Source organism: Pseudomonas sp. RT6P73 (assembly GCF_054897715.1).
Map to the genome: position 1 here is coordinate 1,626,729 of NZ_JBUBUV010000002.1, position 15,384 is coordinate 1,642,112.

Here is a 15,384-nt window from a genome sequence, read left to right on the forward strand (position 1 = left end):
TACCTACTTTAAAACCGCCAGGTGACCGGGCTGTGACAACTCCCTGCGATCTCTCCTGGGCGGCAATATCAGTCCACCAGAAATACTGCGGTGTTGCTACCCGGACTTTAGACCAATAGCGTCTAGGCGCTAGTCGTTGTGGTCATAATTAACCTGACTCATTGTGATTTACAGAGTTCCACCCCACTTAAGCGGTATAGGCTGGCCCCATCAATTGCGTTCTGGATAACCCGATGCTCTCTGCCCGTCACCGCCGCGCGATTCGCCTGACCAGTCGTTTTCTTGCACCTTATCGCTGGCCAGCCTTCGGCGCCTTGCTCGCCCTGATCGTCACTGCTGGCATCACGTTGTCGATGGGGCAGGGCATTCGCTTGTTGGTGGATCAGGGGTTCATGACCCAATCGGCGCATTTGCTCAACCAGACCATCGGCCTGTTCATGTTACTGGTGGTCGGATTGGCGGTTGGCACCTTTGCGCGCTTTTATCTGGTGTCGTGGATCGGCGAGCGCGTGGTCGCGGACATCCGCAAGCAAGTGTTCAACCACCTGGTTTATCTGCATCCGGGTTTCTATGAAGACAATCGCAGCTCCGAGATCCAGTCACGGCTGACCGCCGATACCACGTTGCTGCAATCGGTGATCGGTTCTTCGTTGTCGCTGTTTCTGCGCAATTTGCTGATGGTGATCGGCGGGATCGTCTTACTGTTTATCACCAACCCCAAACTCACCAGCATCGTGGTCGTGGCGTTGCCGCTGGTGATCGCGCCGATCCTGATTTTCGGCCGCCGGGTACGCAGCCTGTCGCGCCTGAGTCAGGACCGCATTGCCGACATTGGCAGCTACGTCTCCGAAACCCTCGGCCAGATCAAAACCGTGCAGGCCTACAACCATCAGGTCCAGGACGAGCAGCGCTTCGCCGTGACGGTGGAGGAGGCGTTCAACACGTCGCGCAAACGCATTTTCCAACGGGCCTGGCTGATTACGCTGGTGATCGTGCTGGTGTTGGGCGCGGTTGGCGTGATGCTGTGGGTCGGCGGCATGGACGTGATCGCCGGACGAATCTCGGCAGGTGAACTGGCGGCGTTCGTCTTCTACAGCCTGATCGTCGGCAGCGCCTTCGGCACGTTGAGCGAAGTGATCGGCGAGTTGCAGCGAGCGGCGGGTGCGGCCGAGCGGATTGCCGAATTGCTGCGCTCGGAAAACATCATCCAGGCGCCAACCTCAGGTTTGGTCACCTTGCCTGATCGGGTGAAGGGCGATCTGGCGCTGCAAGACGTGCGCTTTTCCTACCCGTCGCGTCCAGAAAGCTATGCCGTGGATGGCTTGAGTCTGACCATCAATGCGGGCGAAACCCTCGCCCTGGTCGGTCCGTCCGGTGCCGGTAAATCCACCGTCTATGACCTGCTGCTGCGTTTTTACGATCCCGCCTCGGGACAGATCCTGCTCGATGGCGTGCCGCTGACCCTGCTCGATCCTCTCGACCTGCGTCGCTGCTTCGCGTTGGTCTCGCAAAATCCGGCGCTGTTCTTCGGCAGCATCGAAGAGAACATCCGCTACGGCAATCCGACGGCGACGCTGGCGCAGGTCCAGGAAGCGGCAAAAATCGCTTACGCACACGACTTCATCGAGCAAATGCCCAACGGCTACCAGACCCACCTGGGCGACGGCGGCCTCGGGTTGTCCGGCGGCCAGCGCCAACGCCTGGCCATCGCCCGGGCGCTGCTGGTGGACGCGCCCATCCTGTTGCTCGACGAGGCCACCAGCGCCCTCGATGCGCAGAGCGAACACCTGATCCAGCAAGCCCTGCCGAGCCTGATGAAAAACCGCACCACCCTGGTCATCGCCCACCGTTTGGCCACGGTGAAAAATGCCGACCGGATCGCGGTGATGGATCAAGGAAAACTGGTGGCTGTGGGGACGCATCAGGAGTTGATTGCGAGCAATGCGCTGTATGCGCGGTTGGCGGCATTGCAGTTTAGTGATGGGCACGAAGCGGCATGAATGAGAGCTGCTGAATGCTGCAAGGTTCGGGCATTATGTCGGCCTCAGTTGCGAGCCTGGATGAGGATATGAGCCGTTATCAACCACCGTTGACCCTGACCACCAGAATGTTGGCGTTGATCGCCGAGATCAGCGAACAAATCGGTCAGCTGACGGCTGTGGACGAACGCCTACAGGCGCCTCAACGACGTCGCAGTAATCGAATTCGTACGATTCAGGCTTCTTTGGCGATCGAGAACAACACCCTTAGCATTGAACAGGTCACCGCAGTTCTGGCGGGGCGCCGGGTCCTCGGCCTGCCGCGAGAAATCCAGGAAGTGCGTAACGCATTTGCGGCTTATGAAGCCATGCCCGAGTGGCGGTCAAGTAGCCGGTCCGACCTGCTAAGGGCGCACGAGTTGCTGATGGGCGGATTGATTGACGATTGCAGACAGTTTCGCCGAGCGGGTGTAGGTATTTACCGTGGCGAAAGATTAGTCCACATGGCACCGCCGCCGAGTCGCGTTGCGCACTTGATGGACGATTTGCTGGCGTGGCTCAGCGATTCAGATTGGCACCCTTTGATCGTCAGCTGCGTGTTCCATTACGAGTTCGAGTTTATTCATCCCTTCGCCGACGGAAATGGGCGTATGGGGCGACTCTGGCAAACCTTGATACTCAGTCAGTGGCGGCCGGTGTTGGCTTATCTGCCAGTCGAGGCGGTGATTCGAGAGCAGCAGGACACCTATTACGCTGCGTTGTCTGCAGCGGATCAATTGGCTGAATCAACGCCTTTTGTCGAGTTCATGCTGCAAGCGTTGAGCGTTGCTCTTGGCGAGGCGGCCCGTAGCGAACCTATGACCGACCAAGTAACCGACCAAGTAGCGAAACTGCTAATTGCTCTGCGGGGAAGTGCTCCACTCAAGGTTAACGATCTGATGGCGGAGGTTGGGCTAGCTCACAAGGCGACCTTCAGGGCCAACTATCTCAAGCCTGCGTTAACTGTCGGCTTAATTGAAATGACTGACCCCGATTCCCCTCGCAGTCCGGTTCAAAGGTATCGTCTGACCGAGCTTGGCGAACGAACGGCGGTGCGTTACTGACTCGACGTAGCTGTTTGAACATCATGAAAAATGCCCGCATTTCTCAATGCGGGCATTTTTTTAGCGCGTCAAACCACAATCACTGATCGTCGAAGTACCGCTCATGCCAATCCACCAGCGGCTGCGGCGAGTTGAGCTTCTGGCCGTAGATCACCGAGTACGACAGCACGTTCTGCACGTACTGGCGGGTTTCGTCGAACGGGATGCTTTCCACCCACACGTCGAAGCTTAGATGGTCAGCGCCGCGCAGCCACTGGCGCACACGGCCGGGGCCGGCGTTGTAGGCGGCGGAGGCGAGGACGCGGTTGCCGTTGAACTGGCTGTGGACCTGGCTCAGGTAAGCGGCGCCGAGCTGGATGTTCTTGTCCGGGTCGAACACTTGCTGCGGCGAGGCCAGCGGGATGCTGAACTTGCGCGCGGTTTCCTTGGCGGTGCCGGGCATCAGCTGCATCAGGCCGCTGGCGCCGACGCCGGAACGGGCGTCGGCCATGAAGGCGCTTTCCTGGCGGGTAATGGCGAACACCCAGCTCGAATGCAGGCCGCGGACCTTGGCCTCACGCACCAGGGTTTCGCGGTGGGCCATCGGGAAGCGGATATCCAGATCGTCCCAGTATTGCGCCTGGCTGATGGTGCGGATCGCCGGGAAATACCATTTCAGGTCGTAGGCCAGTTTCGCCTGGGCGACCATTTCGTCACGGCTGAAGTGACGGCTGACGTGGTACCACTCGCGACGACCGTCGACGATCTGCCCACGGGCGTGGAATTCCAGGGCGCGACGAACCCCTGGCGTATTGCGCACCTTGTTGATCAGCGCCTGGCTCAGGACCAAGGGTTTGTTGTTCAACGAGTAAGCTGATTGCGAACGATCGGCAGCGAGGAAACCGTAGAAATCGCGCTCGCGAGCAAGGTTCTTGTAGAGCGTTTGCGCTTCCGGGTTCTGAGGTTGCGCCAGTTCCAGGCTGCGGGCCTGCCAGTAGCGCCAGCGGTTGGTGGTCGCCAGATCCTGCGGCAAGCGGCGAGTCAGCTGATAGGCATCGTCCCAGCGGGCCAGACGCAACAGCAGGCGCATACGCCATTCGGAGACGGTGTTGTCACGCAGTTCCGGGTCGTACCTGGTCATCATGTCCAGCGCGCGAGGATCGAAGCGTTTGGCGAGGGTCAACCCGATTTCACGGGCGATCGCCACTTTTTCATCGCGGGAGAAGTGCATGCTGCTGGCATAGCCGTCGAGCAGGGCCATGGCCTTGTCGGGGTCCTGGCGGGCCAGGCGGCGCAGGCCGAGGCTGACCACGTCGGACATCGGTTCGTCGGCCGGGGTAAAGCGCGATGGCTGGTTCAGCAGTTCAGGTTTTTGCGCCACATCCACCAGCAAACGACCGCGAGGGGCGAGGGTGGTCAGGCCGTTGACCAAGCTGTTCGCCAGCGGATAGTTACGCGCCTGGGCGGCGAGCTTGGTGCGTTCCCAACGTTTTTGCTCGGTCAGTTGACCTTCGGCGGCCCATTGCCCGAACAGCGCGTCGCAGGCGGCGGGTTGGGATTTGCCGGTCAGCCAGAGTTTGTTGGCGTTGGCGTAGCCTTCGGTTTTCTGGTTATGACCGATCTGGTATTGCGCATTCAGGCAGTCCAGCTCGGTGAAGTTGAGCTTGGGGTCGTAGTATTTGACGAAGGTCGCCCAGTCGCCGCGATCCGCCAGCCAGCGCAACCAGCGCAATTTCATCCAGTTGGCCTGGGGCAGGTCACCGTGTTCGGCGAGGAATTTTTCGATCTCGGCATTGCTGGCGGTTTTCAGGCGCGCGGTCAGTTCGTCATAGGCCAGATACGGCTCCAGCGGATAATCGCTGAGGGCCTGGCTATAACGAAAGTAAGGGCCGGTATCGCCCTTGGCCAAGGCGCGCTTGGCTTCATCGTAATATTGACGCTGGGTGGAAAGGTCCACCGCCTGGGCGGTTTGAACGGCAGTGGCAGAAAGAAGCAAGCAAGATAAAAGACTGAAAAGGCGACTGCGCATGAGACGTCCGGGCAGAGAAATCACGACAAGTGCAGGCTTAACCTGCACTGAATTGTTTGTAGCTTAGCCTTTTGCCAGCAACGGGCGAAAGCTTTGCCGGCCTCTCTGCACAAGTTCGCAACAATTGTCATGCAGAGTGCTTCGACATTGAAATTGCCGGCCTTCTGAAGCCTCAAGTCAGGTAGAATGCGCGCCCGGTTTTTGGAGAAGCTCATGACCCTGCTCAAATTCAGCGATGTGTCCCTTGCTTTCGGCGCTATGCCGTTGTTGGACAAGGTGTCCTGGCAGATCGCCCGTGGTGAGCGGGTGTGCATCATCGGCCGCAACGGCACTGGCAAGTCCAGCATGATGAAGCTCGTCAAGGGCGACCAGAAGCCCGACGAGGGCTCAGTTTGGCGTGCACCCGGCCTCAAGATTGGCGAATTGCCGCAAGAATTGCCGGTAGCCGACGAGCGGACCGTGTTCGACGTAGTGGCCGAAGGCCTGGACGGTGTCGGCGAGCTGCTCGCGCAGTATCACCACCTGAGCCAGAACATCGTCACCGACGCCGACCTGGACAAGCTGATGCACGTCCAGCACGACCTCGAAGCCCGCGACGGCTGGCGTTTGCAGCAACTGGTCGACAGCACCTTGAGCCGTCTGCAGTTGCCGGCCGACAAGACCCTCGCCGAATTGTCCGGCGGCTGGCGTCGTCGCGTCCTGCTGGCCCAGGCCCTGGTTTCCGAACCTGACCTGCTGCTGCTCGACGAACCGACCAACCACCTGGACATCGGTGCAATTGCCTGGCTTGAAGAAGCGCTTAAGGATTTCCAGGGCGCCGTGCTGTTCATCACGCACGACCGTTCATTCCTGCAGAACCTCGCGACCCGCATTCTGGAACTGGATCGCGGCGGCCTGATCGACTGGAACGGCGACTACGCCAGTTTCCTCGTGCACAAAGAAGCCTCACTGGCCGCTGAAGAAACGGCCAATGCGCTGTTCGACAAAAAGCTCGCTCAGGAAGAAGTCTGGATCCGCCAAGGCATCAAGGCCCGTCGCACCCGTAACGAAGGCCGCGTGCGCGCATTGAAAGCCCTGCGCGTCGAGCGTAGCGAACGTCGCGAGCGCACCGGCAAGGCCAACATTCAGTTGGATACCGCCGACAAGTCCGGCAAGCAGGTGATGGTCCTCGAGAACGTGAGCTTTGCTCACCCGGGTGGCCCGTTCCTGATCAAGGATTTCTCGATGGTCCTGACGCGCGGCGACCGTATTGGTCTGCTGGGCGCCAACGGTACCGGTAAAACCACACTGCTCAAGCTGATGCTCAGCGGTCTGCAGCCAACCAGCGGCACAGTGGAAGAAGGCACGCGCATCGACGTGGCCTACTTCGACCAGTTGCGCCATCAGCTGGATCTGGAAAAGACCGTGATCGACAACGTGGCCGAAGGTCGCGACTTCATCGATATCGATGGTCAAAGCCGCCACGTGCTGAGCTACCTTGGCGACTTCCTGTTCAGCCCGCAGCGTGCCCGCACGCCGGTCAAGGCGCTATCGGGTGGTGAGCGTGCGCGTCTGTTGCTGGCCAAACTGTTCAGCAAACCGGCGAACTTGCTGGTCCTCGACGAACCGACCAACGACCTCGACGTCGAAACCCTTGAGCTGCTGGAAGAAGTCTTGCTGACCTTTAACGGCACCGTGCTGATGGTCAGTCACGACCGGGCATTCCTCGACAACGTGGTCACCAGCACCCTGGTCTTTGAAGGTGAAGGCAAGGTTCGCGAATACGTCGGTGGTTACCAGGACTGGCTGCGTCAGGGCGGCTCGCCGCGCCTGCTGGGCGTGACCGAGAGCAAGTCCGGCAAAGCCGACCTGACCTCTGCGGTCGTGACGGCCGAAGCGGCACCGGTTGCTGCGGCAGTCGAAGCACCAGTGTCGAAGAAGAAGCTCAGCTACAAGTTGCAGCGTGAGCTGGAGATGTTGCCGGCTCAGATCGAAGCCATGGAACAGCAGATCGCTACCGTGGAGGCCCAAATGGCCGATGCCGGTTTCTATCAGCGTCCTGCGGCCGAGACCGCTGCCGTGATCGCTCAGCTTGAGCAGTTGCAGGCTGAGCACGACGTGATGGTCGAGCGTTGGGCCGAGCTGGATGCCTGATTGATCCTGCAATAAAAAAGCCCGGCGTTCAGTGATGAACGCCGGGCTTTTCGTATGAAATGCAATCCGGAGTTGTCGCAAAGCCCCTGTGGGAGCGAGCCTGCTCGCGATTGCGGTTGAACATTCAACAAATTGTCGACTGTTACATCGTAATCGCGAGCAGGCTCACTCCCACATTGGAAAAGTGTTGTCAGCTTTTGTTTTGCAGGCGCACCGCGAGCACATCGCAAGGCGCACCGTGCAGCACGTCATTGGCCGTCGAGCCCAGCAGCAATGCCAGGCCGTGGCGGCCATGGCTGCCCACCACGATCAGGTCGCAGGTCTGTTCCTTGGCCAGGTGGTGGATCTCCTGGCGCGGCTGGCCGTAAGTCAGGTGGCTGTATTCTTTGGAGAGCTCCGGATACTTCACGATCAGTCGGTCCAGGCGTTCCTTGGCCTGATCGAACTGCTGCTGTTGCAGTTGTGACAGGTCCATGGGGACGTCGCCGCCAAAGGCCATGGCCATCGGCTCGACGATGTGGACCAGGGATAATTTCGCTCCGTTGCTCACCGACAGCTCGCGAGCGCGGTGGATTACAGGGTCGCACTCTTCGGTTAGATCTACAGCGACCAGAATGTGGTTGTAGGGCATGAGGTGCTCCTCCTGAGGATTGCAATATTGGTAAGTATGGCTGGTTTCAAGCGCATTGGTTCCAAAGTGACTCAAAGCGCTCATCAAGAATCGGGAGTACAGATATGACGGTCTGGATAGTGGTGTCAATCCTGCTGGTGGTACTGAGTCCGCTGGCGTGGTTGCGGCCGTCCCGTGGACAGAGCGGGCGCATGGCCTTGCGCATGGAGGCGCGCCGTATCGGATTGGCCATGCAGCTTGCGCCCCAGGAGTGGCCGCACTGGCTGAGCCAGGAGCCACCGAGCCCTTGCGCCCAGTACCATCGGCCGCGCCGTGGCAATCAGCCGGCGTGCTGGAGTTATTGGCAAAAGTCGCCGGGTGTTTGGGTGAACCAGTGGCAGGAAGTTTGCGAAGATCGTTTGCTGCTCAATCATTTCGAAAAATTGCCGGCCAACGTCTACAAAGTCGAGGCGGACAAACAGATGATCACCCTGTATTGGGGCGAGAAGGGCGAGGCGACGATTTTGCAGGACATCGATGCAGTGCTGAAAGCGCTGGCATGATTCACGGACATTTCGCGCTGCAATGGCGCGAAATCTCCGACAGACAGGCAATAAAAAGCCCGACATCATCATCGGGCCGGGGTTGGCCAGGCAGGCCGGTAATTCTTTGTGCCGCCGATCTTACGCCGGGCGTTCGCCAAAAGCGTTCATATTTTTTTCTCAAGTTCCCGCCAGCGTAGCCTTTTAAACAAAGGCTGCAGCGAATTAGGGCGACTTTTCTAACTATTGATCCTATGAATGGACTCACATGCAGATGCGTGTTGAAGATCTTCGCAGTACGGAAGTGACCGCAAAGTCGCGTTTCCACCCGTATTTTGGGCGATTGACAATTGTCGGAAATTCCGTGAAGGTGGCGTACCCAAATCAAACGGGCGTATGAATTGAGCGTTTGTATTTCAGACCGCTCCTACAGAATCCCGACTATCGCGTTGGCGGGTGTGCCGGGTGGATTGGCGTTAGCATCGACGATAAGCGTCCTGCCGAGCCATTCGCCTGCGTCCGACGTGTACTGTTCAGCTTCCATATCGTGGAGATCAGTTGATGATTTACGAAGGTAAAGCCATCACGGTTAAGGCTCTTGAAAGTGGCATCGTCGAATTGAAATTCGACCTCAAGGGTGAGTCCGTTAACAAGTTCAACCGTCTAACCCTGAACGAGCTGCGTCAGGCCGTAGACACCATCAAGGCAGATGCTTCGATCAAGGGTGTGATCGTCAGCAGTGGCAAGGACGTCTTCATCGTCGGCGCCGACATCACCGAATTTGTCGAGAACTTCAAGCTGCCTGATGCAGAGCTTGTTGCTGGCAACCTGGAAGCCAACAAGATTTTCAGCGATTTCGAAGACCTCAACGTCCCGACTGTCGCCGCGATCAACGGCATCGCTCTGGGTGGCGGTCTGGAAATGTGCCTGGCGGCGGACTACCGCGTCATGTCCACCAAGGCCAAGATCGGCCTGCCGGAAGTCAAACTGGGCATCTACCCAGGCTTCGGCGGTACCGTGCGTCTGCCGCGCCTGATCGGTGCCGACAACGCCATCGAGTGGATTGCCGCCGGCAAGGAAAACCGTCCTGAAGACGCGCTGAAAGTGGGCGCCGTCGATGCCGTGGTTGCACCTGAGAAACTGCAGGAAGCGGCCCTGGAGCTGATCAAGCGCGCCATCTCCGGCGAATTTGACTACAAGGCCAAGCGTCAGCCGAAGCTGGAAAAGCTGAAACTGAACGCGATCGAACAAATGATGGCCTTCGAAACCGCCAAAGGTTTCGTGGCAGGTCAAGCGGGTCCGAACTATCCGGCACCGGTTGAAGCGATCAAGACCATCCAGAAAGCCGCGAACTTCGGTCGTGACAAGGCGCTGGAAATCGAAGCCGCCGGTTTCGTCAAACTGGCCAAGACCTCTGCCGCGCAGAGCTTGATCGGTCTGTTCCTGAACGATCAGGAGCTGAAGAAAAAGGCCAAGGCCTACGACGAAATCGCTCGCGACGTGAAGCAGGCTGCCGTACTGGGCGCTGGCATCATGGGTGGCGGCATCGCTTATCAGTCGGCTTCCAAAGGCACGCCGATCCTGATGAAGGACATCAACGAACACGGTATCGAGCAGGGCCTGGCTGAAGCCGCCAAGCTGCTGGTCGGCCGCGTTGATAAAGGTCGCATGACCCCGGCGAAAATGGCTGAAGTGCTTAACGGCATTCGTCCGACCCTGTCCTACGGCGATTTCGGTCACGTTGACCTGGTCGTTGAAGCCGTCGTCGAGAACCCGAAGGTCAAGCAAGCCGTACTGGCCGAAGTCGAAGACAAGGTCAAAGAGGACACCATCCTCGCGTCCAACACCTCGACCATCTCCATTACCTTGCTGGCCAAAGCCCTCAAGCGTCCGGAAAACTTCGTCGGCATGCACTTCTTCAACCCGGTGCACATGATGCCGCTGGTTGAAGTGATTCGTGGCGAGAAGTCCAGCGAGCAGGCCGTCGCCACCACCGTTGCCTACGCCAAGAAAATGGGCAAGAACCCGATCGTCGTCAACGACTGCCCGGGCTTCCTGGTCAACCGCGTCCTGTTCCCGTACTTCGGCGGTTTCGCCAAGCTGGTCAGCGCCGGTGTGGATTTCGTCCGTATCGACAAGATCATGGAAAAATTCGGCTGGCCGATGGGCCCGGCATACCTGATGGACGTGGTCGGCATCGACACCGGCCACCACGGTCGTGACGTCATGGCTGAAGGCTTCCCGGACCGTATGAAAGACGATCGCCGTTCGGCTATCGACGTGCTCTACGAAGCCAAGCGCCTGGGCCAGAAGAACGGCAAGGGTTTCTACGCTTACGAGACCGACAAGAAGGGCAAGCAAAAGAAAGTGGCCGACCCGTCGGTGCTGGAAGTGCTCAAGCCGATCGTTTACGAGCAGCGCGAAGTCACTGACGAAGACATCATCAACTGGATGATGATCCCGCTGTGCCTGGAAACCGTGCGTTGCCTGGAAGACGGCATTGTCGAAACTGCCGCCGAAGCCGACATGGGTCTGGTCTACGGTATTGGTTTCCCTCCATTCCGTGGCGGTGCGCTGCGCTACATCGATTCGATCGGTGTTGCCGAGTTCGTTGCCCTGGCTGACCAGTACGCTGATTTGGGCGCGCTGTACCACCCGACCGCAAAACTGCGTGAAATGGCCAAAACCGGCCAACGGTTCTTCGGTTAAGCGTCCCAACTTTTGAGCGAGAGTGAAATTTTATGAGCTTGAATCCAAGAGACGTCGTGATTGTCGACTTCGGTCGTACTCCGATGGGCCGCTCCAAGGGCGGCATGCACCGCAACACCCGCGCCGAAGACATGTCGGCGCACCTGATCAGCAAATTGCTGGAGCGCAACGTCAAGGTTGACCCGAGCGAAGTCGAGGACGTGATCTGGGGCTGTGTAAACCAGACCCTGGAGCAGGGCTGGAACATCGCGCGCATGGCGTCGCTGATGACGCAGATCCCGCACACTGCTGCCGGCCAGACCGTCAGCCGTTTGTGTGGTTCGTCGATGAGCGCTTTGCACACTGCTGCGCAAGCGATCATGACCGGCAACGGTGACGTGTTCGTCGTCGGCGGCGTCGAGCACATGGGCCACGTGAGCATGATGCACGGTGTCGATCCGAACCCGCATATGTCGCTGTACGCGGCTAAAGCCTCGGGCATGATGGGCCTGACCGCTGAAATGCTGGGCAAAATGCACGGCATCACTCGCGAACAACAGGACGCTTTCGGCGTGCGCTCCCACCAGCTCGCTCACAAGGCGACCCTGGAAGGCAAGTTCAAAGACGAAATCATCCCGATGCAGGGCTACGACGAGAACGGTTTCCTGAAACTGTTCGACTACGACGAAACCATTCGTCCGGAAACCACCCTGGAAAGCCTGGCGGCTCTGAAGCCAGCGTTTAACCCGAAGGGCGGCACCGTTACGGCCGGTACTTCGTCGCAGATCACCGACGGTGCTTCGTGCATGATCGTGATGTCGGCGCAGCGTGCGCAGGACCTGGGCATCCAGCCGTTGGCGGTTATCCGCTCGATGGCAGTGGCAGGTGTGGACCCGGCAATCATGGGCTATGGTCCAGTACCGGCCACTCAAAAAGCACTGAAGCGTGCGGGCCTTGGCATTAACGATATCGACTTCTTCGAGCTCAACGAAGCTTTCGCTGCACAGGCCCTGCCAGTGCTGAAAGATCTGAAAGTACTCGACAAGATGAACGAGAAGGTTAACCTGCACGGCGGCGCGATCGCCCTGGGTCACCCGTTCGGTTGCTCCGGTGCCCGTATCTCCGGCACTTTGCTGAACGTGATGAAGCAGAATGGCGGCACCTTCGGGGTAGCCACCATGTGCATTGGTCTCGGCCAAGGCATCTCCACCGTCTTCGAACGCGTTTAAGCGTTTCGCTGATGGAAGCCGGGGCCAAGTGCCCCGGTTTTTGTTTTTCTGAATTTTTTTTGTTTTTATTTTTAAAAGATTTGAGTGAGGGCCAAACCATGCCGATACAACCTGGGCTCTACCAGCATTACAAAGGTCCGCAGTACCGCGTATTCAGTATCGCGCGGCATTCGGAAACCGAAGAAGAAGTGGTCTTCTACCAAGCCCTGTATGGCGATTACGGCTTTTGGGTGCGTCCCTTGAGCATGTTCCTGGAGTCGGTCGAGGTTGACGGCGAACAGGTGCCGCGCTTTGCTTTGGTGCAAGCCGAACCGAGCCTTTTTTCCAAGCCGTAAGCTGAGTGCGCGCAAGACCCTGCGCTTGACCTCACCTTGTAGCCACTATATATAGCGGTGCCGCGTCAGGCGCCAACCGCCTTTCACTTCTAGAATTCAGGAATTTTCTGATCCATGGGCAAATCGCTGGTCATTGTGGAATCCCCGGCTAAGGCCAAGACCATCAACAAGTATCTGGGTAACCAATACGTGGTGAAGTCGAGTATCGGCCATATCCGAGACCTGCCCACCAGCGGTTCGGCTAGCGCCAGCAAAGAGCCTGCCGCCAAGCGCGGCAAGGCCGCCGCGGGTGAAGGTCCGGTGCTCACGCCGAAAGAGAAGGCGCGCAAGCAGCTGGTTTCGCGCATGGGTGTCGATCCCGATCATGGCTGGAAAGCCAAGTACGAGATCCTCCCGGGCAAGGAAAAGGTCATCGAAGAGCTGCGCCGGCTCGCCAAAGATGCTGACACCATCTATCTCGCAACCGACTTGGATCGCGAGGGGGAAGCCATTGCCTGGCACCTGCGCGAAGCCATCGGTGGTGACGACAGCCGCTACAAGCGCGTAGTGTTCAACGAAATCACCAAGAAAGCGATCCAGGAAGCCTTCTCCAAACCCGGCGAGCTGGACATTGACCGTGTCAACGCCCAACAGGCGCGTCGTTTCCTCGACCGCGTCGTGGGTTACATGGTTTCGCCGCTGCTGTGGGCCAAGGTCGCCCGTGGCCTGTCCGCCGGTCGCGTGCAATCGGTCGCGGTAAAACTGGTCGTTGAGCGTGAACGTGAAATTCGCGCGTTCAACCCAGAAGAATACTGGGAAGTCCACGCCGACCTCGGCACCGCCAAGGGCGCAACCGTGTGCTTCGACGTGGCGCGTGAGAAAGGCGAGGCATTCAAGCCGCTCAACGAAACCCAAGCCATGGCCGCGCTGGAGAAGCTCAAGGCTTCCAGCTACAGCATCGTCAAGCGCGAAGATAAACCGACCAGCAGCAAGCCATCGGCACCGTTCATCACCTCCACCCTGCAACAGGCTGCCAGTAACCGCCTGGGCTTCGGCGTGAAGAAAACCATGATGATGGCCCAGCGTTTATACGAAGCCGGCTACATCACTTATATGCGTACCGATTCCACCAACCTCTCGGCCGATGCCGTGACGATGGCGCGCACTTATATTGAAGGCGAGTTCGGCAAGAAGTACCTGCCGGAAAACCCGAATGTCTACAGCAGCAAGGAAGGTGCACAAGAGGCTCACGAAGCGATTCGTCCGTCTGACGCCAACACCGAGCCAAGCAAGCTATCGGGCATGGAGCGTGATGCAGAGCGGCTCTACGAGCTGATCTGGCGCCAGTTCCTCGCTTGCCAGATGCTGCCGGCCCAATACCTGTCGACCACGGTCACCGTCGGTGCCGGCGATTTCGAGCTGCGGGCCAAGGGCCGCATCCTGAAGTTCGACGGTTACACCCGCGTCATGCCGCAAATCGCCAAGCCAGGCGATGACGACGTGCTGCCGGACATGGCCCAGGGCGACGCGATGAAGCTGATCAAGCTTGATCCGACCCAGCACTTCACCAAGCCACCTGCGCGTTACTCGGAAGCGAGCCTGGTTAAAGAAATGGAAAAACGCGGTATTGGTCGTCCTTCGACCTACGCGGCGATCATTTCGACCATCCAGGACCGTGGCTACGTAGCACTGCACAACCGTCGTTTCTACTCGGAAAAGATGGGCGACATCGTTACCGAGCGTCTGGCCGAGAGTTTCTCCAATCTGATGGACTACGGCTTCACCGCCGGCATGGAAGAGAACCTCGATGACGTGGCTCAGGGCGAACGCGATTGGAAAAACGTGCTCGACGAGTTCTACGGCGACTTCAAGAAGAAGCTCGAAGTAGCCGAAAGCGCCGAAGGCGGTATGCGCGCCAACCAACCGGTGATGACAGACATTCCGTGCGTGTTGTGCGGTCGTCCGATGCAGATTCGTACCGCATCGACCGGCGTGTTCCTGGGTTGCTCGGGTTACAGCCTGCCGCCGAAAGAACGCTGCAAGGCCACCGTCAACCTGGTGCCTGGCGACGAAATCGCTGCGGACGATGAAGGCGAGTCGGAATCCCTGGTGCTGCGCGGCAAGCACCGCTGCCCGATCTGCAGCACGGCGATGGACGCTTACCTGCTGGATGAGAAACGCAAGCTGCACATCTGCGGTAACAACCCGGATTGCGCAGGCTATGAAATCGAAGAGGGCACCTATCGCATCAAGGGCTACGAAGGTCCAAGCCTGGAATGCGACAAGTGTGGCAGCGAGATGCAGCTCAAGACCGGCCGTTTCGGCAAGTTTTTCGGTTGCACCAACGCAACGTGCAAGAACACCCGCAAGCTGCTGAAAAGCGGTGACGCGGCGCCGCCGAAGATGGACCCGGTGAAGATGCCTGAGCTGAAATGCGAAAAGGTCAACGACACCTACATTCTGCGTGACGGTGCTTCCGGCCTGTTCCTGGCGGCCAGCCAATTCCCGAAAAACCGCGAGACGCGTGCTCCGCTGGTCATCGAAATTGTGCCGCACAAGGATGAGATCGATCCGAAGTACCACTTCCTCTGTGAAGCACCGAAGAAAGACCCGGACGGCCTGCCTGCTGTAATCCGTTATAGCCGCAAGACCAAAGAGCAGTACGTGCAGACTGAAGTCGACGGTAAGCCGACTGGCTGGAAGGCGTACTACGACGGCGGCAAATGGACGGTTGAAGACAAGCGTCCGGCAGCCAAAGCGTAAAAGAGGCTGTACACA

The 15,384-nt window shown here is 58.7% G+C and carries 10 protein-coding genes; 8 read left to right on the forward strand and 2 right to left on the reverse strand.

All coding sequences use genetic code 11. From position 1 onward, the window contains the following. The first annotated feature begins 233 nt into the window (after window positions 1-233). Window positions 234-2,000 carry an ABC transporter transmembrane domain-containing protein gene (locus ACYZT6_RS07940; RefSeq protein WP_462026401.1) on the forward strand — a complete coding sequence of 589 codons (1,767 nt, stop codon included), beginning with the start codon at window positions 234-236 and terminating at the stop codon, window positions 1,998-2,000. A 68-nt stretch (window positions 2,001-2,068) separates the two neighbouring features. Beyond that, on the forward strand, window positions 2,069-3,082 hold the full coding sequence (locus ACYZT6_RS07945) for a Fic family protein (RefSeq protein WP_462029918.1): 1,014 nt from the start codon (window positions 2,069-2,071) through the stop codon (window positions 3,080-3,082). Between the two features lie 79 nt (window positions 3,083-3,161). Here ACYZT6_RS07945 and ACYZT6_RS07950 read toward each other — a convergent pair whose 3' ends face one another. Next, window positions 3,162-5,090, reverse strand: coding sequence for a transglycosylase SLT domain-containing protein (locus ACYZT6_RS07950; protein ID WP_462026402.1), 1,929 nt, complete (start codon window positions 5,088-5,090; stop codon window positions 3,162-3,164). A gap of 213 nt (window positions 5,091-5,303) precedes the next feature. Here ACYZT6_RS07950 and ACYZT6_RS07955 point away from each other — a divergent pair, with 213 nt between their 5' ends. Next, window positions 5,304-7,223, forward strand: a complete 1,920-nt coding sequence (locus ACYZT6_RS07955) for an ATP-binding cassette domain-containing protein (protein ID WP_462026403.1) — start codon at window positions 5,304-5,306, stop codon at window positions 7,221-7,223. A gap of 190 nt (window positions 7,224-7,413) precedes the next feature. Here ACYZT6_RS07955 and ACYZT6_RS07960 read toward each other — a convergent pair whose 3' ends face one another. Next, complete coding sequence (locus ACYZT6_RS07960; protein ID WP_008028495.1) at window positions 7,414-7,854, reverse strand: universal stress protein; 441 nt, start codon at window positions 7,852-7,854, stop codon at window positions 7,414-7,416. 104 nt (window positions 7,855-7,958) lie between these two features. Between ACYZT6_RS07960 and ACYZT6_RS07965 the strand changes: the two genes are divergently transcribed. The 5 genes from ACYZT6_RS07965 (at window position 7,959) to topA (ending at window position 15,369) form a co-directional block, all read left to right on the forward strand. After that, the gene (locus ACYZT6_RS07965; RefSeq protein WP_462026404.1) at window positions 7,959-8,396 is read left to right on the forward strand and encodes a hypothetical protein; all 438 of its coding nucleotides are present in this window, start codon (window positions 7,959-7,961) and stop codon (window positions 8,394-8,396) included. Between the two features lie 540 nt (window positions 8,397-8,936). Further along, window positions 8,937-11,084, forward strand: a complete 2,148-nt coding sequence (fadB, locus tag ACYZT6_RS07970) for a fatty acid oxidation complex subunit alpha FadB (protein ID WP_462026405.1) — start codon at window positions 8,937-8,939, stop codon at window positions 11,082-11,084. Window positions 11,085-11,116: 32 nt separating this feature from the next. After that, window positions 11,117-12,292: an acetyl-CoA C-acyltransferase FadA gene (gene fadA / locus ACYZT6_RS07975; RefSeq protein ID WP_461958021.1), complete on the forward strand. Its 1,176-nt coding sequence runs from the start codon at window positions 11,117-11,119 to the stop codon at window positions 12,290-12,292. Between the two features lie 98 nt (window positions 12,293-12,390). Then, window positions 12,391-12,627: a DUF1653 domain-containing protein gene (locus ACYZT6_RS07980; RefSeq protein ID WP_046047845.1), complete on the forward strand. Its 237-nt coding sequence runs from the start codon at window positions 12,391-12,393 to the stop codon at window positions 12,625-12,627. 114 nt (window positions 12,628-12,741) lie between these two features. After that, the gene (topA, locus tag ACYZT6_RS07985; protein ID WP_462026406.1) at window positions 12,742-15,369 is read left to right on the forward strand and encodes a type I DNA topoisomerase; all 2,628 of its coding nucleotides are present in this window, start codon (window positions 12,742-12,744) and stop codon (window positions 15,367-15,369) included. Window positions 15,370-15,384 lie beyond the last annotated feature (15 nt).

Coding starts and splice junctions, on each gene's coding strand:
- ACYZT6_RS07940 (WP_462026401.1), top strand. CDS start 234: ATGCTCTCTGCCCGTCACCGCCGCGCGATTCGCCTGACCAGTCGTTTT.
- ACYZT6_RS07945 (WP_462029918.1), top strand. CDS start 2,069: ATGAGCCGTTATCAACCACCGTTGACCCTGACCACCAGAATGTTGGCG.
- ACYZT6_RS07950 (WP_462026402.1), bottom strand. CDS start 5,090: ATGCGCAGTCGCCTTTTCAGTCTTTTATCTTGCTTGCTTCTTTCTGCC.
- ACYZT6_RS07955 (WP_462026403.1), top strand. CDS start 5,304: ATGACCCTGCTCAAATTCAGCGATGTGTCCCTTGCTTTCGGCGCTATG.
- ACYZT6_RS07960 (WP_008028495.1), bottom strand. CDS start 7,854: ATGCCCTACAACCACATTCTGGTCGCTGTAGATCTAACCGAAGAGTGC.
- ACYZT6_RS07965 (WP_462026404.1), top strand. CDS start 7,959: ATGACGGTCTGGATAGTGGTGTCAATCCTGCTGGTGGTACTGAGTCCG.
- fadB (WP_462026405.1), top strand. CDS start 8,937: ATGATTTACGAAGGTAAAGCCATCACGGTTAAGGCTCTTGAAAGTGGC.
- fadA (WP_461958021.1), top strand. CDS start 11,117: ATGAGCTTGAATCCAAGAGACGTCGTGATTGTCGACTTCGGTCGTACT.
- ACYZT6_RS07980 (WP_046047845.1), top strand. CDS start 12,391: ATGCCGATACAACCTGGGCTCTACCAGCATTACAAAGGTCCGCAGTAC.
- topA (WP_462026406.1), top strand. CDS start 12,742: ATGGGCAAATCGCTGGTCATTGTGGAATCCCCGGCTAAGGCCAAGACC.